The following is a 21,589-nucleotide window of genomic DNA, read 5'->3' as shown; positions in this document are numbered from 1 at the left end:
AATGTCCCTAAGTCTAATAACTTAGGGACATTTTTTCTATTTAACTAACTAATCGTGTAATTCGTTTCTTTTGCCATGAAAGCTTATAATATGCATACTGCAATAGTAAGCTGACAATAAATGCTGCTGGATACCCAATCCAGATACCTTCTATTCCAAGACTTGTATGGTAAGAAAGATAATATGCTACGGGTACTTCTACAAGCCAAATTGAAACAACTCCAATAACAGTTGGCCAAAGTACTGTACCGCTCGCTCGCATTGTCGCACTAATAATTTGTGCATGACCGAAAATTAAATAACTCCATAACGTAATCATAACTAAGCTATGAGCAATTTCAATTGTAGTTTGACTCGTTAAAAATAGTGATAAAATGTCTCTTGAGAATAAATAAATAAGAGATATTAACACACCACCGATGACGTAGTTCATAATAATTCCGGCCTTCACAACTTTCTGCAATCGATCAAATTGATTCGCCCCAATTGATTGTGCTGCAAAAATAGAAACTGTAATACCAAGGCTAACTGCTGGCATTTGTACATAACTTGCAACTTGATTCACAACGCCGTAAGCAGCTGTTGCATCCGAACCGTAACGATTTACAAATGCGATTACGGCAATCTCAGATAATGAAACTAATATCATATTTATACTTGCCGGTATACCGAGCCTTAGCAATAGCTTTAATAACTCCCCATCCATTCGAAGGTATTTTCTAACCGTTCCATCTAGTTGTAATGGGTGATTTTTCTTCTTTAAATACACAAGCATGACAATAAACGTAATAACTGTAGATATAACAGAGGCATAGGCTGCTCCATACACATCTAATTTCGGAGCTCCTAACCATCCAAAAATAAGAACCGGTAATAAAATCATATTTAGTGCTGTACTTACAATTAAAAAGTAAAATGGCGTTTTAGAATCTCCTGTACCTCTCATAAATGTTGTATATGCGAAATATAAAAATAATACTGGCATCGATATAAATAAAATCCGTGCATAATGTACACTTATTTCAATAATATTTTCTGGTGTTCCCATTAGACGCATAATATCCATCGCAAAAATACTTCCTATTATCGCCAACACAACTCCAATAATAAAGGTAAATGTCAGCGTCGTACCAACGATAGCTTTTAAACGATCTTCGTTTTTAGCACCAAACGCCTGACCAATTAAAATAGAGCTTCCTGAACCGATACCAATTACAAATGAAACGAGCAAGAAAAATAATGGGAAGAATGCTGATATAGCCGCTAAATCATTAACTCCAAGCCATCTTCCTACTACTACCATACCAAATAATTGTCCAACTGATTGTAGTACATTACTTAATAATAACGGTACTAAAAACATCGACATCGATTTCCAAATCGGTTTACTCTCACTTTCCAACTTATGTGACTCCGCACCTTCTTTATTGTTATCTGCAGGTGGTTTCAAATTTCATTTCTCCTTTTATTAAACATCTATTTTCAATCTCTATCTCTTTGTATAGTTGTTATAATACTGTGCTTCTATTCATTTTCTTTTCGTATGATTATAACTTCACCCAATATTGACTTCCATCGGCTGTTCGATCTAAAAATCCATATTCGATTAAATATCTTCTTAATGTTACAAAATCAGGGTATACATTTTCTATCACTGTATTTACTTCTTTTTCAGTATACTTTTTATTACTATCAAACTTCTTCACTAAATGGCGCAATATAATTAATTTACGCTTTTGTTTCTTCGGAAATTTAGAGAGAGGTCCATCTAACCCTTCTGTAAAATGAGCTTTTAATACTTCATCATTTTCTTCTTCCGTAATATTGTATCGATCATCTACCATCGTTGCTGTTCTATGAATTGGCACAAATTTCGTTTGTACTTTTGATTTTTCTTCTGATAATTCCATTAGCGCTAAAAATACTTTTGCTTGTTTCATTTTCTCTCGCAGTGTAAATCGATGATTACGAATTGTTGATGTACTTCCGCCATCCATCTCTTTTACAATTTCTTTATCATTCAGTCCCATATAGAAAAACTGAACCATTTTCTTTTGTAAATCCGTTAATCCAGTAAATTTCTTATCCATATTTAGCAAATAATCAAACATAGACGTATGCTCATTTTGAATATGCAATTGGACGAACTTCTCTGCTTCATACAAAACTTGATTATCTTGATAAATAACACCTTTAATAAATGTTTCACCACAAGCTAAGCAAATGTACCCCTCTTTTTCTTCATCAAACACATACCCTTTCTTTAATTCCTCTATTGACGCATCCCAAAACTTCTCTGAAATATCGCTCATACTAAACACTCCTTCAAAATGTTTATTTAAAAACCAAACAAATCGCTATATCGTTTATTATCACTTCATCATCTTATCACAACACAAACAAACATTTCAACGTTTCGTTTGCCCATTTTATAAACTTTTATAAAAACATCTATCGAAAGGATTTAATACAACGAAAAGCGAATATGTTTATACAAATTCATTTTATAGGATGTAAAATAGAACATGAATATTCTTCAAGACCCTTGGTTTACCGTTAAGTAAATTGCACAGAACGCATATGCGATTAGTGAATATGGAACTGGTATTCACTCATTACAAAACTTCAGTATTCAATTTTAACTACAAAAAAGATGTTTTCGTATAAGAAAACATCCTTTACTTTTTATATATTCTATTTACAGTCTCTACTAAAACCTTACTTGCTTGTACAAATGTATGCTTTCGATTTCTATCTTCAACAAATTTATTAGCACAACTACTCATAATCATCATACAACTAATTATGACTAACGCTATCTTTCTATTCTTGTAAGTCACTTTATGCCACTCCACTATTACAAAACTTCTTTTGAATTTATCCCATCAAGAAATTTTACATGAATAATAAAACGTGTGAATATGCAATTCTGCATATTCACACGTTTTATCACAATGTTATGATTTAATTTAGTTAAAGAACAAGTATACCGAGGTGACTAACTTGAAATTTAAAGCGAAAAAAAATCCATTCCACGTCATTTTCATTACATTATTTATAATTATTTTTTTCGTTTCGTTATTCTTCCAAAATGAAAATTCTATTTTTTTCACTCTCATGATGCTGCTAAATATCGTGAATCTTTCTTCATTCTATTTCTCTCACTACAACGTAACGGAATCATCTCTTGTTGTAAAACACGGTTTCATTTTTCATACTGAAATTCCATTTGAAGATATTCGTCACGTTAAATACTCTGGTAAAAAACTTCATTCAAAAAAATGGACTAGACAACAATTAGAAATCCATTACAATTTATTTGACTCAGTGACCACTTTCATACCACTAGAAGAAGAAAAATTCATTTCACTCTTAAAAGAGAACTGCCCACAGATGAAAGTAATGAATACGCCTGCTAACAAATAATATATTTTGAAGCTTGTAGTATTGCAAGTAGATGAAACATAAAAATGAACATCAAAAAAGCCAAGATTCTATACTAAGAACCCTGGCTTTTTCTATTACTCTTTTGGAGCAATCATTTTCTTTGGATCTACAATTTCATCAAATTGCTCTTCTGTTAGTAGCCCAGATTGTAATGCTGCTTCTTTTAAAGTTAATCCTTCTTTATGAGCATGCTTCGCAATTTTCGCTGCATTTTCATATCCGATATGTGGGTTTAGCGCTGTTACAAGCATTAGTGAGCGATTCACATTTTCATTAATTACTTCTTCATCTGCTTCAATACCAACTGCACAATTGTCATTAAACGAAACAATTGCATCCGCTAATAAGTGAGCTGATTGTAAGAAGTTATAAGCAATAACAGGTTTAAATACATTTAACTCAAAGTTACCTTGGCTCGCAGCAAATCCGATTGTTGCATCATTCCCCATTACTTGCGCTACAACCATCGTTAACGCTTCACTTTGCGTTGGATTTACTTTACCTGGCATAATAGAGCTTCCCGGTTCATTTGCTGGAATAATAATTTCTCCAAGACCACTACGTGGACCACTTGCAAGCCAACGTACATCGTTAGCGATCTTCATTAGATCCGCAGCTAATGCTTTTAATGCACCGTGAGTATATACAACTTCATCATGGCTCGTTAATGCATGGAACTTATTTGGTGCAGAAACAAATTGTTTACCTGTAAATTGACTAATTTCCTCTGATACCATCTCACCAAATTTAGGATGAGCATTAATACCTGTTCCAACCGCAGTTCCACCAATTGCTAACTCTTTCATATATGTATTGCTCTCTGCAATCATACGCTCTGTTTTTTCAAGCATACGGTGCCATCCGCTAATTTCTTGCCCTAAAGTTAACGGCGTTGCATCTTGTAAATGTGTACGACCAATTTTTATAATATGTTCAAATGCAGTTACTTTTTCTGCTAAAGTTTCTTTTAATTTCGTAATTGCTGGTAATACGTGATTTTCTACTGCGATTACACAAGCTACATGAAGCGCCGTTGGAAATGTATCATTTGAACTTTGTGACATGTTCACATCATCATTCGGATGAATATGTACGTCAGATCCCTTCTCTTTCAAAATTTGATTCCCACGATTTGCAATTACTTCATTCACATTCATGTTTGACTGTGTACCACTACCTGTTTGCCATACGACAAGCGGAAAATGTTCATTCCATTTCCCTGCAATCACTTCATCCGCAGCTTCTACAATTGCTTCTGCTTTTTCTTCTGATAGCTTTCCTAATTTTTGATTGCTAAGCGCTGCACTCTTCTTTAAAATTGCAAATGCTTTTACAATTTCAAGCGGCATTTGCTCTGTTCCAATTGGAAAGTTTTCTTTACTACGTTGTGTTTGTGCTGCCCATAATTTATCAGCTGGAACTTTTATTTCTCCTAATGTATCTCTTTCAATTCTGTACTCCATGTTTTCATCCCCTTGAAAATATAATACCTACATCTCTTATAATAACAGACTTTCTCTTAAATGATAAGAATTCTCACTCTTATATATAGATATTCTATATTTATTTAAAAAAATTCCTCTTGACCTAAACTTAAGTTTAGGCTGTATCCTTTCCATTGTAACCTACTATAACATTACTGGAGGAATTCAATATGAAAAAATATGCTTTTATAACAGGTGCGAATAAAGGAATTGGATATGAACTTGTTCGTCAATTAGCAGAAAAAGATTATCACGTATTTTTAGGTGCTCGTAATGAACAACTTGGACAACAAGCCGTAGAATCTTTAAATGTTTCAAACGTTTCCTATATTCAAGTAGATATTTCAAATTCACAATCCATTCAAGAAGCAACAAAGAAAATTTACGAAACGACTGATCACTTACATTTATTAATTAATAATGCAGGCATAGCGCTAGACTTCAATATGCTACCTAGTGAATTAAATATTGAAACTTTACGCCAAGGATTTGAAGTTAATTTTTTTGGAACTTTCCAAATGATGCAAGCCTTTTTACCATTATTAAAGAATTCAAGCAACAGTAAAATAATAAATGTAACAACTGACATGGCCTCACTAACAATGTTTGCTAATGGTGAAACACATCCAATTAATACACTAGGATATAATTCTTCAAAAACAGCTATTAATGCTTTAACATTAGCTTTTAGTAAAGAATTTGCCACTAACGGTCCAGAAGTATTTGGGGTAACTCCTGGTTTTACAACTACGGATCTTAATGGAAATTCCCCCGGTGGCCATACAACCACTGAAAGTGCTAAAATTATTATTAAATATGCATTAAGTGAAACAAACTATAATGGTAAAATACTTAACAAAGATGGCATTATACCTTGGTAATAAAAGGATGAATGATATGTATTATACAATTGGGCAAGTCGCCAAAATGCAACACTTAACTATTTCTCAAATACGTTATTACGATAAACAAGGACTGTTTCCTTTTCTGCAAAGAAACGAAAAAGGAGATCGAGTTTTTGATGAAGAAGCACTGAAATATTTAGAGATGATTTTGTGTTTAAAAAACACTGGTATGCCAATTCAAAAAATAAAACAATTTATCGACTGGTCTATGGAAGGAGAATCTACCATCCTTCAAAGGTTAGAATTAATGAAACAACAGGAGACCAATGTCTTACAGCTCATTCAAGACACTGAAAAAAACTTAAAAAAGATACAACAAAAAATTGCTAAATATGAGAATGAAATAACTTCAGCAAATGCTATTAAAAAATAAAAAAATCACCTTCTACATATTGTAGAAGGTGATTTTTATTTTATGATGCTTGCTTTCCTTTATCTGCATCATCTACATACCAGATGAATTTGCCTGTATATCCGTAAATAACTGCTAAAATTAACGATACGAAGCTTAACCACATAAACGGAACGTATGAGAACGTTGCTACACCTAAAATACCAGCCATAAAAATACCATTATCAGACCATGGAACCATACCTGAAGTTAACGTTCCACCTACTTCTGAGTTACGCGCTAATACACGACGGTCTATTTTTAATTTATCATAGCTATCTTCCATAATTTTTGGTGTTAAAATTAGTGATACATACATCGCACAACCAAATATATTAGCTAAGAATGCCACGATTAATGTAGACAATGTTACATTACCTGCAGAATTTAATTTCTTCTCAAATTTTGATACGATTACTTTTAAAACACCTAGTTTTTCAAGTAATCCACCAAATCCTAAACCGAAAATAATAACGGCTACTGAGCCAAGCATGCCGTTAATTCCACCACGGTTTAATAACTTGTCAACAAACTCAACACCAGATTGAATTGAGAATCCGTTATAAGCTGTTCCAATCGCCTCTCCAAAGTTCATCCCTTGGAAAAGGGTTGCCCAAATTGCACCAATTAAAGCTCCCATTGCAATTGTTGGCATAGACGGTTTCTTCATCGCTAATAGAACGATAACAATGACCGCCGGAACAAGCATCCATATTTTAATATCAAATTGCTTTAATAAAGCTTCTTTTAAAAATTCTACTCGATTCAAATCTACATTATCGCCGCCATACATCCAACCAGCTACAGTAAACATAATACTAGTAATAATATAAGCTGGAACATCTAATACGAGCATAGCTCGAACGTGAGCAATAACATCTACTTTCGCCATAGAAGCTGCAAGAACTGTGCTATCAGAAAGTGGTGATAATTTGTCGCCGAAATAAGCTCCTGAAAGAACTGCACCAGCAACAAGCGGAAGTGGTAAACCAAGTCCTTCACCAATCGCCATCATAGCAATACCTGCTGTTCCCACTGTTCCCCAAGACGTTCCTGTTGCGATAGAAGTTATAGAACAAATAATTAATGTTGCTAATAGGAATATGCTAGGGTGAATAAATTCTAATCCATAATAGATTAATGTTGGTACTACCCCACCAGCAATCCATGTTCCAATTAAAGCACCTACTGCAACTAAAATCAGTATCGCTTCTAATCCGTTAGAAATCCCTTTCGTAATTGCATCTTGCAATTCTTGATAACGAAATCCTAATCTTAATCCAAGCGCAATTACTAAAAACCATGAAATAAATAGCGCTAATTGAATTGGGAGATCAAAAATCGTTTGGAAGGAAAAGACAACAGCAAGAAATAGTAATAAAAGAACTATGATTTCTAGCATCGATGGTAATCTTACACTTTTCATTTTTTTCTCTCCTTACAAGTCGATAACATGACGTATGTCGTCTTACATGTATGTAATATACAATTAGCGAAGACAAAACAAAATTTTCATATTATTTCGATTTATTTTTCCAGTATAATATATTCACAACCCTTTCTATTGTAAAAGTAGATTACGTTTTTCGCAATGAAAAATATAAAAAATGTTGTATTTTTATTTATCCCGATATTTTCGGCCAATAAGACCCCCGTCTCAAAATTCAGTAAGTGCAAAGCACTTAGGTAAGAAATTAACTACTGTAAAATTCCGAATTGATATGAACGTATTAAAGCTTCACTTTATTTACAAAGAAAAATCCCATACTAACTTTTTTAATATTTGCTGCAACAAAACTTTTTACAACTATCTTCACTTTTTAATTCACACCATAATTTCCCACACAAAAATAGGGCACACATCATTAAAATGATGCATGCCCTACCTTTATTTATACATATTTTGTATTTCTTCTTTATTTTTAAGTATTTCCTCAAACTTATCACTACAACCCTTCGGAAATAACACTCCCAGTCCATATGAATGCGCAAATTGAAAATGAGGGTACTTCGCTTTTACCTCATCCCAAAACTTATATACGCCGAAATCACTACTTCTAACTTCAATATCATGAAATAATACAATACCGTTTTTCGCGACTTTCGGTAGCCATGTATTATAATCGTGAGAAACAGCTTCATACGTATGATAGCCATCAATATGCAAAAGATTTATCGTTTCATCTTGAAACCGGTCTACAGCATCATCAAAAGTAGATCGAATTAAATTTCCTATATTAAGGTAGTTATCGCTCACTACTTTTTCTACTATTTGAAAAACCCCTTCTCCATATGGACCTGTATGCCCATCTCCAGCCCAAGTATCTACTGCAAAGCATTTAGTCGATAACCCTCCATCTTTTACTCCCTGACAAAAACTAAAAAAGGAAGCTCCTAAATGTGTACCTAACTCAACTAAAGTTTCTGGTTTTTCAAATCGTACTAAGTCATATGCAAAATCTAAATGTCCACTCCACGCAGATTGTGACCGAATAATAGGACTAAATGTTTCAAATTCAAATGATGGTTTATGAGTAACCCAGTTCATCGCATAACTCCTTCTGCACATATTTTTAACAAACCAAATTACTCTTATCTTTATTTTTTTATCGCCTTGATTATGATTCTATTTCATGAAAATATGAAGAATTTATTCTTTTCTATTGAGGTAAAGCATCATATACATATGGGTCAGTTGGCTTATTAATTTTCTCGATTTTGTTTACTTTTACAAGTGGAAAGACTGTTCCTTTATATGTCGTTTCATCTAATAATCCTGTTATTTTCACCCATGTTTCTTCTGGAATTTTTTCAATATTTTTCCCGGTAACAATCATCCCCCAGACTGATGCATCCGCAATACAACAAGTTATGCCATATCGAGCCACTACTGCTTTATTACCCGTCACATCTTTATCCTTATATATAAACCCTAAAAATGTAATTTCTTTCCCTTTAAACCAATTAATATTTTGACCAATTACATTCATTGTTTGAACATAATCCTTATCCTTTACTTGTAGTTTACGCTGTCCTAACATACTTTTTACTACTTGCTCTTCCGTTTTATAAGTCGTTGCTAAATTTGATGTTTCTTCTGAATCAACTAATACTTCTCGCTCATCAAACTTAACCTGTTTCCCCTCTTTTTCGTTTCTTTCCAGACTTCTCGCCTGTACACTTTGATTCATACCCCTTTTTCCTGCTAAACTTCCATCAATTGTTACACTTCCAAAGAGAAAAGCACTAACTATCGGAACAACAAATAAAACATATACAAAGAAACTTTTTATCCCTGATTTTGATGTTGTATGATGTTTACAACAATTACAATCATGCTGTTTTTCTCTTCCATCTCCCCAAACTTGTACAATACCAAAAATTAAAATTACTACAAAAGCTATATACGTAAATTTGATCATTTTTGGAGCGATAAAATTATAAATATTTCCTGTTACAAGTAGTTTAAATAAGAGCATTGCTAAACCAATTAAAATAATGCCACGTATATAGCGATGATACGCCTTCTGCTCCTCTTTCTCCATTCTTTCTCACCTCCTATAACATTATGATTTGCAGGATGGTATACACAGATACAATGACAATTCCCATCAAAAAGAATACAAATTTCTTTTGAAAATACGCAAATAGCATTAACGTATTTTTCATATCAAGCATAGGCCCAAACACAAGAAATGCGAGAAGTGCCTTTACCGAGAAAACATGTCCAAAAGATGCAGCTATAAAAGCATCGGCTGCAGAGCAAATTGATAAAACATAACCAAATCCCATCATAATAAAAGGGGCAATTACTTCGTTATGTGCTACTGCATCCAGTACATTCCGATCAAAAAACGTTTGAAATACACTTGCTAAAAAAGCACCTATCAATAAATATTTACCAGTATCAAAAAACTCATCTACAATGTGATTCATAACATCTTTCCAACTCTTTTTTTTGCTTATTTGAACTGAAACCTCTACGTCTTTTAAAACATTTCTTTCGCGATAGCAGTAATACACAATTAGCCCTATAAATAGAGCAACTAAAATTGTTATCCCAAAGCGTGCATATACAACGTAATCATTTTTTGGAAACGCATATACAGTAGATAAAAGAACAACTGGATTCATAATGGGTGCACTCAATAAAATAACAATGCCTACATGAAGTGGTAGCCCTTTTTGAATGAGTCTTCTTACAATTGGTATAATGACACATTCACACATTGGAAAAAGAACTCCCACAAATACTGCTGGAATCATTGCAACAATTGGAGATTTCGGCATGACTTTTTGAATCATATCTTCCGTCACAAACACTTGAATACATGAAGAAACAATTACCCCTAATAAAATAAAAGGTATTGCTTCAAAAATGATACTTAAAAATACCGTATTCACATTCAGCCATTCCTGCGGTATATTTGTGTGCAAATTTACTAGACTTGTAAAATCTACAAAAAATAATAAAAAGAGAAACATAGCGATAAGAGCTATGCCTACTAATTCTTTTGAAACTCTATTAAAGACCAAGCTTCTCGCCTCCATTTTATTTACATGTAAACATGTGCTTGTCCAAATGCTTCATACTACAGCACAAATTTTATAGTCTATTTCTATTCTTAAATCGTAATCATTATGATTTATTATTGATTTTTCTTTTCCTATCGTTTAATATAAAACGTAATCATTACGATTTAAAGGAGAGATCGTTTCATGAAAAAAGTACCTATCACTGTATTAAGTGGTTTTTTAGGATCTGGAAAAACTACCTTACTACATCACATTTTGACTAATAAGAATAACTTAAAAGTAGCTGTTATCGTTAATGATATGAGCGAAGTAAACATTGATGCATCTCTTATAAAAAAGGGTGGTTTTTCACGTACGGAGGAAAAACTAGTAGAGATTCAAAATGGCTGTATTTGTTGTACACTACGAGAAGATTTAATGATAGAAGTGAATCGTCTTGTGGAAAATGGTGATATTGACTATATTATTATTGAATCTTCTGGTATAAGTGAGCCTATTCCAGTTGCTCAAACGTTTACTTATACAGACGAAGTTCTTAACATTGATTTAACGAAAAATTGTCGCCTCGATACGATGGTTACAGTTGTAGATGCAAATAGATTTTGGGATGATTTTGCAGATGGAGAAAGTTTATTAGACCGAAAACAAGCAATCGATGAGAATGATACCCGGGAAGTTATTGATTTATTAATAGATCAAATTGAATTTGCAAACGTAATTATTCTTAATAAGATAGATTTGCTAGAAAAAGAAGATGTGATAGAGCTTCATCATTTACTAAAAAAATTAAATCCTAATGCAAAAGTTCTTGAATCTTCGTTTAGCAAAGTACCATTACAAGAAATTTTAAACACAAATCTATTTAATTATGAAGAAGCCAGTCAATCGGCCGGCTGGATACAAGAATTAAATAGTGACCATCATACACCGGAAACGGAAGAATACGGTATCAATTCCTTTGTTTACCGCCGCAAATATCCTTTCCATCCCGAGCGCCTTATGAATTGGCTAGAAAGATGGCCTTTAGATGTTGTAAGAGCGAAAGGATTCTTCTGGCTGGCATCTCGTAATAATATGATAGGGCTTCTATCTCAAGCAGGTTCCTCTATTACAATTCAAGGAGCCGGTGAGTGGATAGCGGCATTACCTAAAACTGAAAGAAATCAAATGATTACAGAAGAACCAGAAGTATTGAAAAACTGGGATAAACAATATGGAGATCGAATAACCGAACTCGTATTTATCGGAATTGATATGAACCGTTCTTTAATTGAACAATCATTAGATAGTTGTCTATTAACAGAGAAAGAAATGAAACAAGATTGGGATATATTTGTTGATCCTATTCCAGCTTTTACTTATACTTCATAACAATTAATAAAAGGCTTCAGTAGAATGAAGCCTTTTTACTTTATAGTACTCTTATTTAATAAGTTTGCTTTAATTATGAATACAATTGTACCTAAAACAATTAATATAGCATATACGATACCAACTACATTACCTATTTTTTCTAAGCCAAGCGGTAATATTATAGTAGCAACTCCAACTATATAAGAAAATGCTCCTGAAAGCTTCGCTAATTTATTTTTATCTCCAACAAACGTTTCTTCTTGATATCCTGCTAACAAAAACAACCTCTTTTTCACATGTATTTGATACCCTAAAAAAATGATAAGTAACCCAACAAATAAACAAACTAAAAATCCAGCTAACATATACTCCCCCTCCTCTACAATATTTTACTATACATAAAAAACAAATTAGAAATTTCAGTTTATTAACGAGTCGTTCTGTGATATATTGCATATTGTATTCAATTTGTATTTTTAGAAAGGAGAATTTTAGATCATATGGATTCAAATCGATTAAAAGGAATTATAATGGTCATAATCGGTGCTTGTTTATGGGGCTTGTCTGGTACAGCTGCACAACAACTTTTTCAATATGACAATGTTTCAACCGAATGGTTAGTTACGATCCGTTTACTTATATCTGGAATTATTTTGCTCATTATTTCCTCATTCGGAACGAGAAAAAAAGAGATATTTGGCATTTGGAAACAAAAATCTGATGCTATTAAAATGATTTTGTTTGGTCTATTCGGTATGCTTGCTGTACAGTATACGTATTTCGCTTCAATTAAAGAAGGAAATGCTGCCGTGGCAACATTATTACAATATTTAGCTCCTATATTCATCACTGTATACTTACTTTTCAAATGGAACGTTCGTCCATCAAAAATTGATTTCATTTCAATTACCCTTTCATTAGTAGGCACTTTTCTCTTACTAACAAACGGGTCTGTTCATAACTTGGCTGTTTCTACACCAGCTATTATTTGGGGTGTTTTATCTGGATTATCTCTCGCTTTTTATAGTTTATATTCAAAGGAATTGTTAGAAAAATGTTCTTCCTCCGTTATCGTTGGATGGGGCATGATTATTGGGGGTATTGGTGTAACGATTGTACACTTTATTTCTACAAACGAATTCATTTTATTATCAACTATGAAATATGTAAAACTAAGTACCCTACCGCTCATCACATTTGTCGTCATTTTCGGGACACTTATTGCCTTTTATTTATACTTAGACAGCATAAGATACCTGACTCCGAAAGAAACAACATTATTTGGTTGCACAGAACCACTCGCAGCTATTATTTCTTCTGTACTTATATTACACGTGCCATTTCAATCTTTTCAGTTATTAGGCGCTTTTTGTGTCATTGTAATGGTGCTCATCTTAAGCCAAAAGCCGGATGAAGGGAAACAAAAATTAAAGCTTGTTCATGCAAAAAAGGAAAATATACAATGAAAGGATTGAATTCACTATGCCTGTCCCTCAAAATTATAAAAAACCAGGAAGAGTTTCAGCAAAATCACTCGTTTTAAATCAACTACAAAATTGGATTATTGAAGGTGTACTGAAGCCCAATGAAAAAATTAATGATGGGGAATTGGCTGAGGCACTAGGAGTAAGCAGAACACCTGTAAGAGAAGCACTTCAAATATTAGAGCTTTCTGGATTAGTGGAAATGGTACCAGGGCAAAAAACGAAAATTGCTCCTATTAAGTTAGACGACGTATCTATCATTTATGAAACGATGGCTGGTCTTCACTCTATTATAGGAAAGCAAGCTCTTCAAAACATTACAAACGCTGATATTCAACTACTTTCTGAAATAAATGAGCATTTTCAGCAATCTATAGAGAAAAAAAACGCAAAACAAGCTTTAGAATTAGATATACAATTCCACAATACAATTTCTTCTATTGCTAAAAACCAATATATTGAACCCTTTCTAGAAAATATGCAACTTCACGTTTTACGTCTTGAATATTTGTTTTTCCAAAACTTTGTTCCAGCAAGTCAATCTATTGAAGAACATCACTCTATCATTCAAGCATTACAGAAGCAGGACGAAAAACAAATGGAACAAATAATGACCCAAAACTGGCTCCGTCCCATGAAAGAAATACAAAAAATAATTTCTACGAAATAAAAAGAGGGCTGGTTACACAAAATCGTAACCAGCTCTCCTTTTACTAATCTATATAGCTACGCCTGAATATTCGCATAATCTTCCATATCTTCGTACTCTTTTTCCAATTCCTCTAAAGACAGCTCGTATAATTGTCGGTCGCGAATCTTAAACACACCTGCTCCAATTAACTCATCAATTAAATGCCTCTTACGATTTTCAACAGCAAAACGGAGTTGACTACTCATCTTTTAAAAAACTCCTTTCTACGATCATTGAAAATGATAATCTCTATCAATTACCACTTTTGATTATAAAAGATGACTCTTTATAAGTAAAGTAATTTCATGAAATATTTACCTTGCAAAGTACTTGTGGCCACATTATATATATGTATGCCGTGCGAAAAATGTTATGACACTTTTTCTTATCCTTTTTCTTTCATACTTTGCAAGTTGTCTCATCATGATTAAATTCACCATCTATTTCTACTTGAATGGTGACATGTTCTACATGAAATTTCTCCTTTAATACGTACGTAGCCTCTTTTAATACACTTTGCGTTTCATTCCCTTTAATAATAAGATGACATGTTAATACTTGAAAATCTGATGTGACAGACCATATGTGCAAATCATGAACTTCTTTGACAATCGGAATATTTAATAACGTACTTTTTACCTCTTCAACATTTATGTGCTGTGGTGCACCTTCCATTAATATATGAACCGTATCACGTGTTACACGCCATCCACTAATAATGACTAAAATAGACACAAGAATACTAGCAATCGCATCTGCAGCAGTCCATCCGAAAAATTTAATAAGTAACGCAGCAATAATCGCTCCGACGGAACCCAATAGATCGCCTAGTACGTGCAGGAAAGCACTTCTTAAATTCAAATTACCTTTCACATCTCCGCCTCTCATTAATATCCAAGCTGATAAAATATTAATAAGCAGACCAAGGACTGCAATAATGAGCATCCCATTACTAGCAATCTCAACTGGTTCTTTAAAACGACGGATTGCTTCAATAAAAATGTATACCGAAATGACAATAAGAACGACACCGTTACATAATGCTGCTAACATTTCGACTCGCTTATACCCGTATGTTTTCGCAGTTGTTGCTGTTTTTTCTCCGAGTTTAAACGCAAGTAAACTTAAAGCTAAAGATACTGCATCACTTAGCATATGCCCCGCGTCAGATAGTAGTGCTAAGCTATTTGTTACAAATCCACCAACAACTTCTGCAATCATAAAACTTGTTGTTAGTAGGAAGGCAATTAGTAACGCCTTTTTATTTTTTGAATGACCATGATCATGCGAATGTCCCATACTTATACTCCTTTAAGTACAATATCTGTATGTTAGTATGAAACAAACTCCCCGTGTTTATCCCGAATTGACTGATTGTAAACGCCCGCTTCCTCTGTATACACACTTCGCTATTTTTTAAACAATCCCTTTTTCTCAAATAAAACAAGACTACTTCTTTTTTATTTTCATATTGTTTACTAATGAAAGAATTTTGAAGGAGGTTACTTAAATGAAACGTTTATTTCTCTGTATGGAACGTGAACTTGTTGTAGTGAAAGAACACAATGATAACTATGAAACGACTTATCACTTACAAAATATGCAACCTACCTGTATCGCTGTTGATCCGTTCCACCCAAACCGTGTATATTGCGGAACATTTGGACGAGGTCTATGGTTAAGTGACGATAGTGGGGATTCTTGGCGACCAATTGGGGATTCCTATCGTTACTTTGATTTCCCTAAAGAAGATGGTATTTTGCACTCCTCTATCACTTCCATAACAATAAGCTCAAATGAACAAGTTAACGGATATGGGGTCGTTTATGTCGGCACAGAACCGAGCGCTTTATTTCGCTCTGAAAATGGTGGTGAAACGTGGACTGAACTTAAAAATATGAAATCATTATTATCTTCTTATACATGGGCTTTCCCGCCTAGACCTTTTACCCATCACGTACGCTGGATTACAGTTGATCCAAACAACCCTAATACAATACACGTTTCAATCGAAGCTGGTGCTGTTATTCAAAGTAACGATAAAGGGCATACATGGATTGATAAAAAATTCGGTGCTCCTATCGATGCTCATCAATTACTTATGCACCCTGAAGCACCAAATCGCCTTTATGCATCATGTGGTGACGGATTTATGGGCGGACCTGATCGTGCTTATCTTGAGAGTTATAACAATGGAAACAGTTGGATCTCATGTAGTGCAGGACTTGAACATCATTATTTATACAGCATGGCAATTGATCCAGCTGATTGTGATACGATTCTCGTTTCTGCCGCGCCAAGTGCTGATCTCGCTCATCATCGTATCCCTTATGAGTCTTATATTTATCGAAAAACGAAAGATACTCCTTTCCAGCAAGTACAACAAGGACTACCATCTGCAATCGGTACAGTCATTTCGATGTTTGCTACAAACGAAGCCGAACCACATACGTTTTACACGTTAAATAACAATGGCGTCTTTCAATCCAATGATAGCGGCGAATCGTGGGAACAACTAAACATTCCGTGGAAAGATGAGTATAAAACGCAGCATCCGCATGCACTATTCGTCACTAGTTCTTAACGAAAAAAGACTGCCTAAATGATTTTAGGCAGTCTCTCTTTTATTTCTTTAAATCAATGACAATATCATCTAACACAATATCTTTACTCTTCGCTTCTTTTTTCGGCACTTCTATTTTCTTCTCTTTCCCATTCACATACTCTACTCCACCATGATTTTCAGGTGTATGTACTCGCAAGTGCACGCGAGGTGTAACGATAAGCTTTGTTGCATTTTCGTTTAGTTTTTGGAAGGTGGCACTCCAACTACTTTTATGTGGCTCTGCTACTGTACTACTTCCGCCATTTCCTTCACCAGCATAATGATTTCCTAAATCATCTTTTATTTCTAACTCAACATCCGCACTATCCCATATACTTCTTAATACCTTAGATTCTTCCTGATTGAAAAAAACGATAAATGACATCGGGGTTACTTCCATTTTGTCTATATTTACTTTTATTAATTCATTTTCAGAAACCCCATTAACCTTTACTTCCTTACTATCCATTGCTTTTAAACTAAGTGCGAAATTCCAGTTTCCCTTTATTACATTACCTTCATAATCCAACTCAATTGCCTCTATATCCCACCAAACATTTGCGACATCTAACCTTTTACTACTATTCCCACTCATCGTAGTCATACCTACGTACTTTTTCTCTCCAACTTTTGTTACTTGAGAGCTTCCTCCCCCGCCATTAAACCCCATCACCTGCGGATATCCAAATATATTTGGCTTCTCCCCTAAATCTTTATCACTCTCAATAGAATATGTGATTGTAATTGTTCTACCATCGAACACCGCATCATTAATGGTAACCTTAACCCCATTACTCTCTCTCGTCATATTCAATTCAGTCGAAAACTCTTTATAATTTTCATATAACCCCGTTCTACCATTATCTAAAAATCGGAATATGTCCCCTACTATTGGTAGTCCTCCAGCGTATGTAGGAAATCCAATACCGAGTGTTGCAACTGATAACCCTACTAAAACAGATGCAGCAGCGACACCTTTTTTCCAACTTTTCATCTTTTTCTTCGTACGTATCGATTGTTTTACATTTCGTTTTACTTTTTCCTTTTCAATTTCAGAAGCCTCAATTTCTTCTAGTTCTTTTTCATCTATATCAATATCATTTAATAGTTCATAAATGTCTTTCATATTGCACTACCTCCAAAACTAATATTCGTAGCATTTTGTTGTAGTTTCTTTTTCCCCCGGTACACTCGATTATCAATTGCTGCCCGAGTTAATCCTAACTTGTCACCTATTTCCTCTGTCTTCATACCAAGTAAATATTTCATAATGAACACCTTTTGATCTAGCGGTTCTAATTGATTAATGAGCTTCAATAATTCTTCCCTATCTTCCATAACGATTAATTCGTCTTCTGCTGATTTTTCTGTACTGATATGAAACTCATCTGAAATGATTTCTACTGTTTTAGTCGATTTCCGGTAATAATCAATTGCTTTAAACTTCGCAATCGCTGCAATCCACTTTTTAAAATCACTCGGCTCTCCATGGAATTTATTTGCGTTATTCCAAATGGAAAGAAATATATCGTTTATACATTCCTCTATGAGTCCATCATTTTGAATGGGAAGTAGAACTTTATGCGTGATCCCCTTTATGAGTGGTAAGTATGTATCGACAACGAATTCTAACGCGTCTTCTTTTTGCCGCTGTAATCTTTTTATAAAATTTTTCTCATTTGATTTCATGTAGCGATTCCCCTTATTGTTTTGTAAAAGCTTTTACACCCTATATAACGTCTGAGAAAATTTTTTCTCTCATCTTTTTTATTTTTTGTATGTAATGGAATACTTTCCCTTAGCCATTTTCTCACATAACTATGCATTCAAAGAAAACTTTCTCAAGTCTGCAATTTAATTCATGTAGTACACTATTTATATAGTCACTCTTTAATTTAGTGTACATTTTATTTCATTAATCTATTTTTAAAATTAGGAGATGAGATGTGTATGTGTGGAATTACAGGTTGGGTAGATTGGAAGGAAGACCTTTCAAATCAACATGTTATTTTAAAAAAGATGGCAAATAGTATTGAGCATCGTGGTCCGGATGCTGAAGGATTTTGGTTTTCACCTCATGCGGCCTTTGCACACCGGCGTTTAATTGTAATTGATCCAGAAGGCGGGACACAGCCTAAGACATTTCGTGCTGGTGATTATACGTATGCTCTTACTTATAATGGAGAAATTTATAATTTCCGTGAACTGAGAGAGCAGCTTCAAAAATGTGGGCATGCATTTGAAACCCATTCAGATACAGAAGTATTACTACATGCTTATTTAGAATGGAAAGAAGACTGCGTACGACATTTAAACGGAATTTTCGCTTTTGCCTTATGGGATGATCAGAAGCAACAATTGTTTTTAGCACGAGATCATTTAGGTGTAAAACCACTCTTTTTTACAGAAAGAAATGGCAGTATTATTTTCGGCTCTGAAATTAAAGCATTATTAGCGCATCCATCTGTCCCTGCTGAAATTGATGCGAATGGAATAAATGAAATATTTGGATTAGGCTTATTTCGCACTCCAGGATGTGGCGTCTTTAAACATATTCAAGAAGTACGTGCTGGACATTCTATAACATTTACACGTCATAAAAAAGTAGTTACTAAGTATTGGAATTTAGAAAGTAAGTTCCATACAGACTCTATAGAAGATACATCTTCGCATATTTTATCTATTTTACAAGATACAGTAAAAAGACAATTAATTGCCGATGTTCCTCTCGTTTGTATGTTATCAGGCGGATTAGACTCTAGCGGTATTACTGCACTTGCGGGTAAAGAATTTGCTGCTGAAAATAAAACACTTCATACGTATTCTGTTGACTTTGTAAATAGCGCAAAAGATTTCGAACTGACATTTGCTCGCACTGGTTTAGACGCTCCTTGGGTAAAACGCGTTTCTGAACATGTCGGGACAGCGCATCATGATATTATTGTGAATGCTGAAGAATTAGCAAATCACTTATTCGTTCCCCTTCATGCAAAAGATTTACCGAGTGCTGGTGAAATGGAAACTTCACTATATTTACTATTTTGCGAAATGAAAAAAGATGCGACCGTAGCTTTATCCGGCGAATCGGCTGATGAAGTATTCGGTGGATATCCTTGGTTTCATCAAGAAGAACTACTATATGTAGATAAGTTTCCTTGGCTAACAAATTGGAAAAATACATCTCCTCTTCTACTAAATGAAGTAAGTAACCAATGTAATCTAGAAGACTATATTGATACACGATTCCAAGAAGCGATACTTGAAGTACCTACTCTTGAAGGCGAAAGTAAAAAATCCGCGAAACAACGTCAAATGTTTTATTTATTTTTAACAAGATTCCTTCCTTTCTTACTTGACCGTAAAGATCGTATGAGTATGGCTGTTGGATTTGAAGTTCGTGTACCGTTTTGCGATTATAGATTAGTTGAATATTTATGGAATGTTCCTTTCAACATAAAAAGTATTGATAATATTGAAAAAGGCATTTTACGTAGAGCACTACAACCAGCTTTACCTGACGATGTACGCAATAGAAGAAAAAGCGCTTATCCAACTTCACAAGATCCACACTACTTACAAACAATCCGTAATTTAACACTTGATATGTGTAACAATAAAAACAATCCTATTTTCTCACTTATTAACCATTCCATCTTACTTTCAATTGCTGATCAAAGTAATAAAGTGATTAACAATTTTGAAGCAAGAAGTGCCATGGAGTATATGCTACAAGTAAATGAATGGTTGAAAACATATCACATCCATATTGCTTAACAAAAAGGAGTTCAAGGATAAAAACCTTGAACTCCTTTTATATTAATTAGCACATTGTTTATTATCAGTATCAATAGACCATCCAATAATCGTGGCACAGTCTCTACCTTTCCACTGCAGTACATTTGTTAATACGGGCTCAATCTGCAAGCTATTTCCGTCGTGTAATATTTCTACTAAAGATTGATCATCATCAAACCTTCGTTTGTCACACTCTAAAATACCGTCCGTTGCCATTACAATGTGATTCATTCCTTTTTCTAATCCTCTTACACCTGACGTAAAGCAAGGTGTATTTGCTGCAAAAATATTTTTCCTGCCAATATATTCGTAATTTTTCCGTTTATTTAATCGTCCTTTTCCATTTTTCGTTTTCTCAGAATGGAATAAATACGCGAAACAATCACCAACTGATAACCAATATAAAAATTCGCCTTTTCGTAAACAAATTAAGCAAGCGAGTTCCTCATCATCTTGATCACACTTTTTAATAAATAACTCATCTGTAAATAACGCTAATAAGTACATATGTGTATGATGAAAAGCTAAATGTATTGGATAGGAAAATAACTCTTTTAATTTCTCTTTTCTTTCTGAAATTGCTTCTATTATATAATCAATATTTTTTGTTTTGTGGTGTGTATCAAAAATCATAACAAATTCAAATTGTAATTCAGGGTCCCACCAAGCAAGTACCGCATCTCCTCGTTCATATGCATCACTTTCTTGATTTCCCCCATATACGCCGACTGAAAGAGGACCACATTTTTCAACATGTATTTCATCTACATACATCTGTTCATGACTCATCCATTTGAATGTATTCACAACTATCATCCTCTCTCTTGCTAAATGTATACCTTTACACATAGATTACCTTATATTTCAATAAAAATAAACTTTTTCAACATTTTTTATC

Annotated in this window: 22 protein-coding genes; 8 read left to right on the top strand and 14 right to left on the bottom strand. The window is 33.9% G+C overall.

All coding sequences use genetic code 11. The annotated features are described in order from the left end of the window. Positions 1-40: 40 nt before the first annotated feature. The 3 genes from HFD78_RS04525 to HFD78_RS04515 form a co-directional block, all read right to left on the bottom strand. A complete protein-coding gene (locus HFD78_RS04525; protein ID WP_000804128.1) occupies positions 41-1,450 on the bottom strand; it encodes an MATE family efflux transporter in 1,410 nt (469 codons plus the stop codon). A gap of 97 nt (positions 1,451-1,547) precedes the next feature. After that, entirely contained in the window at positions 1,548-2,312 is a 765-nt protein-coding gene (locus tag HFD78_RS04520) for a DUF2087 domain-containing protein (RefSeq protein ID WP_001280278.1), read from the bottom strand. 366 nt (positions 2,313-2,678) lie between these two features. Beyond that, on the bottom strand, positions 2,679-2,840 hold the full coding sequence (locus HFD78_RS04515; protein ID WP_000221432.1) for a hypothetical protein: 162 nt from the start codon (positions 2,838-2,840) through the stop codon (positions 2,679-2,681). A gap of 163 nt (positions 2,841-3,003) precedes the next feature. Between HFD78_RS04515 and HFD78_RS04510 the strand changes: the two genes are divergently transcribed. Continuing rightward, entirely contained in the window at positions 3,004-3,426 is a 423-nt protein-coding gene (locus HFD78_RS04510) for a PH domain-containing protein (RefSeq protein WP_000669070.1), read from the top strand. Between the two features lie 95 nt (positions 3,427-3,521). On the opposite strand, the gene fumC is transcribed toward HFD78_RS04510, so the two are convergent. Next, complete coding sequence (gene fumC, locus HFD78_RS04505; RefSeq protein WP_000456608.1) at positions 3,522-4,910, bottom strand: class II fumarate hydratase; 1,389 nt, start codon at positions 4,908-4,910, stop codon at positions 3,522-3,524. Between the two features lie 191 nt (positions 4,911-5,101). On the opposite strand from fumC, the gene HFD78_RS04500 reads away from it, so the two are divergent. After that, positions 5,102-5,812, top strand: coding sequence for an SDR family NAD(P)-dependent oxidoreductase (locus HFD78_RS04500; RefSeq protein ID WP_000759549.1), 711 nt, complete (start codon positions 5,102-5,104; stop codon positions 5,810-5,812). Positions 5,813-5,828: 16 nt separating this feature from the next. Then, the gene (locus tag HFD78_RS04495) at positions 5,829-6,209 is read left to right on the top strand and encodes a MerR family transcriptional regulator (protein ID WP_000291861.1); all 381 of its coding nucleotides are present in this window, start codon (positions 5,829-5,831) and stop codon (positions 6,207-6,209) included. A gap of 40 nt (positions 6,210-6,249) precedes the next feature. Here the strand turns inward: HFD78_RS04495 and nhaC are convergent, their stop codons facing one another. From nhaC to HFD78_RS04475, 4 genes are all read right to left on the bottom strand, one after another. Next, on the bottom strand, positions 6,250-7,653 hold the full coding sequence (gene nhaC, locus HFD78_RS04490) for a Na+/H+ antiporter NhaC (protein WP_000843992.1): 1,404 nt from the start codon (positions 7,651-7,653) through the stop codon (positions 6,250-6,252). 462 nt (positions 7,654-8,115) lie between these two features. Then, positions 8,116-8,775 (bottom strand): class I SAM-dependent methyltransferase, encoded by a 660-nt coding sequence (locus HFD78_RS04485; RefSeq protein WP_001104673.1) that lies wholly within the window; start codon positions 8,773-8,775, stop codon positions 8,116-8,118. A gap of 112 nt (positions 8,776-8,887) precedes the next feature. Further along, positions 8,888-9,772 (bottom strand): TIGR03943 family putative permease subunit, encoded by an 885-nt coding sequence (locus HFD78_RS04480; RefSeq protein ID WP_000409931.1) that lies wholly within the window; start codon positions 9,770-9,772, stop codon positions 8,888-8,890. A gap of 13 nt (positions 9,773-9,785) precedes the next feature. Continuing rightward, positions 9,786-10,778: a permease gene (locus HFD78_RS04475; RefSeq protein ID WP_170952442.1), complete on the bottom strand. Its 993-nt coding sequence runs from the start codon at positions 10,776-10,778 to the stop codon at positions 9,786-9,788. Between the two features lie 168 nt (positions 10,779-10,946). Here HFD78_RS04475 and HFD78_RS04470 point away from each other — a divergent pair, with 168 nt between their 5' ends. Next, the gene (locus HFD78_RS04470) at positions 10,947-12,134 is read left to right on the top strand and encodes a GTP-binding protein (RefSeq protein ID WP_000757672.1); all 1,188 of its coding nucleotides are present in this window, start codon (positions 10,947-10,949) and stop codon (positions 12,132-12,134) included. Positions 12,135-12,169: 35 nt separating this feature from the next. Here HFD78_RS04470 and HFD78_RS04465 read toward each other — a convergent pair whose 3' ends face one another. Beyond that, a complete protein-coding gene (locus HFD78_RS04465) occupies positions 12,170-12,481 on the bottom strand; it encodes a DUF3784 domain-containing protein (RefSeq protein ID WP_000879376.1) in 312 nt (103 codons plus the stop codon). A gap of 135 nt (positions 12,482-12,616) precedes the next feature. Between HFD78_RS04465 and HFD78_RS04460 the strand changes: the two genes are divergently transcribed. Together HFD78_RS04460 and HFD78_RS04455 are read left to right on the top strand one after the other, a co-directional pair. Further along, positions 12,617-13,582 (top strand): DMT family transporter, encoded by a 966-nt coding sequence (locus tag HFD78_RS04460; protein WP_000378083.1) that lies wholly within the window; start codon positions 12,617-12,619, stop codon positions 13,580-13,582. 16 nt (positions 13,583-13,598) lie between these two features. Beyond that, positions 13,599-14,270, top strand: a complete 672-nt coding sequence (locus HFD78_RS04455; protein WP_001987091.1) for a GntR family transcriptional regulator — start codon at positions 13,599-13,601, stop codon at positions 14,268-14,270. A 56-nt stretch (positions 14,271-14,326) separates the two neighbouring features. On the opposite strand, the gene fbpA is transcribed toward HFD78_RS04455, so the two are convergent. Continuing rightward, on the bottom strand, positions 14,327-14,497 hold the full coding sequence (gene fbpA, locus HFD78_RS04450) for a Fur-regulated basic protein FbpA (protein WP_000098302.1): 171 nt from the start codon (positions 14,495-14,497) through the stop codon (positions 14,327-14,329). A 193-nt stretch (positions 14,498-14,690) separates the two neighbouring features. Beyond that, complete coding sequence (locus HFD78_RS04445; RefSeq protein ID WP_000510035.1) at positions 14,691-15,590, bottom strand: cation diffusion facilitator family transporter; 900 nt, start codon at positions 15,588-15,590, stop codon at positions 14,691-14,693. A 211-nt stretch (positions 15,591-15,801) separates the two neighbouring features. On the opposite strand from HFD78_RS04445, the gene HFD78_RS04440 reads away from it, so the two are divergent. Then, on the top strand, positions 15,802-16,875 hold the full coding sequence (locus tag HFD78_RS04440; RefSeq protein WP_000825296.1) for a WD40/YVTN/BNR-like repeat-containing protein: 1,074 nt from the start codon (positions 15,802-15,804) through the stop codon (positions 16,873-16,875). 40 nt (positions 16,876-16,915) lie between these two features. Here the strand turns inward: HFD78_RS04440 and HFD78_RS04435 are convergent, their stop codons facing one another. Then, the gene (locus tag HFD78_RS04435; RefSeq protein ID WP_000653146.1) at positions 16,916-18,022 is read right to left on the bottom strand and encodes a DUF4179 domain-containing protein; all 1,107 of its coding nucleotides are present in this window, start codon (positions 18,020-18,022) and stop codon (positions 16,916-16,918) included. Then, positions 18,019-18,585: a sigma-70 family RNA polymerase sigma factor gene (locus HFD78_RS04430; RefSeq protein WP_000840007.1), complete on the bottom strand. Its 567-nt coding sequence runs from the start codon at positions 18,583-18,585 to the stop codon at positions 18,019-18,021. The genes HFD78_RS04435 and HFD78_RS04430 overlap by 4 nt, the downstream gene beginning before the upstream one ends. A 261-nt stretch (positions 18,586-18,846) precedes the next feature. On the opposite strand from HFD78_RS04430, the gene asnB reads away from it, so the two are divergent. Continuing rightward, positions 18,847-20,670: an asparagine synthase (glutamine-hydrolyzing) gene (gene asnB, locus HFD78_RS04425; RefSeq protein WP_000333936.1), complete on the top strand. Its 1,824-nt coding sequence runs from the start codon at positions 18,847-18,849 to the stop codon at positions 20,668-20,670. A gap of 42 nt (positions 20,671-20,712) precedes the next feature. Here the strand turns inward: asnB and HFD78_RS04420 are convergent, their stop codons facing one another. After that, positions 20,713-21,540 carry a PP2C family serine/threonine-protein phosphatase gene (locus tag HFD78_RS04420; RefSeq protein WP_001999549.1) on the bottom strand — a complete coding sequence of 276 codons (828 nt, stop codon included), beginning with the start codon at positions 21,538-21,540 and terminating at the stop codon, positions 20,713-20,715. Between the last annotated feature and the right edge of the window lie 49 nt (positions 21,541-21,589).

The organism is Bacillus sp. EKM501B (assembly GCF_011800505.1).
Classification (GTDB): domain Bacteria; phylum Bacillota; class Bacilli; order Bacillales; family Bacillaceae_G; genus Bacillus_A; species Bacillus_A cereus.
This window is presented reverse-complemented; position numbering and strand designations above follow the sequence as displayed.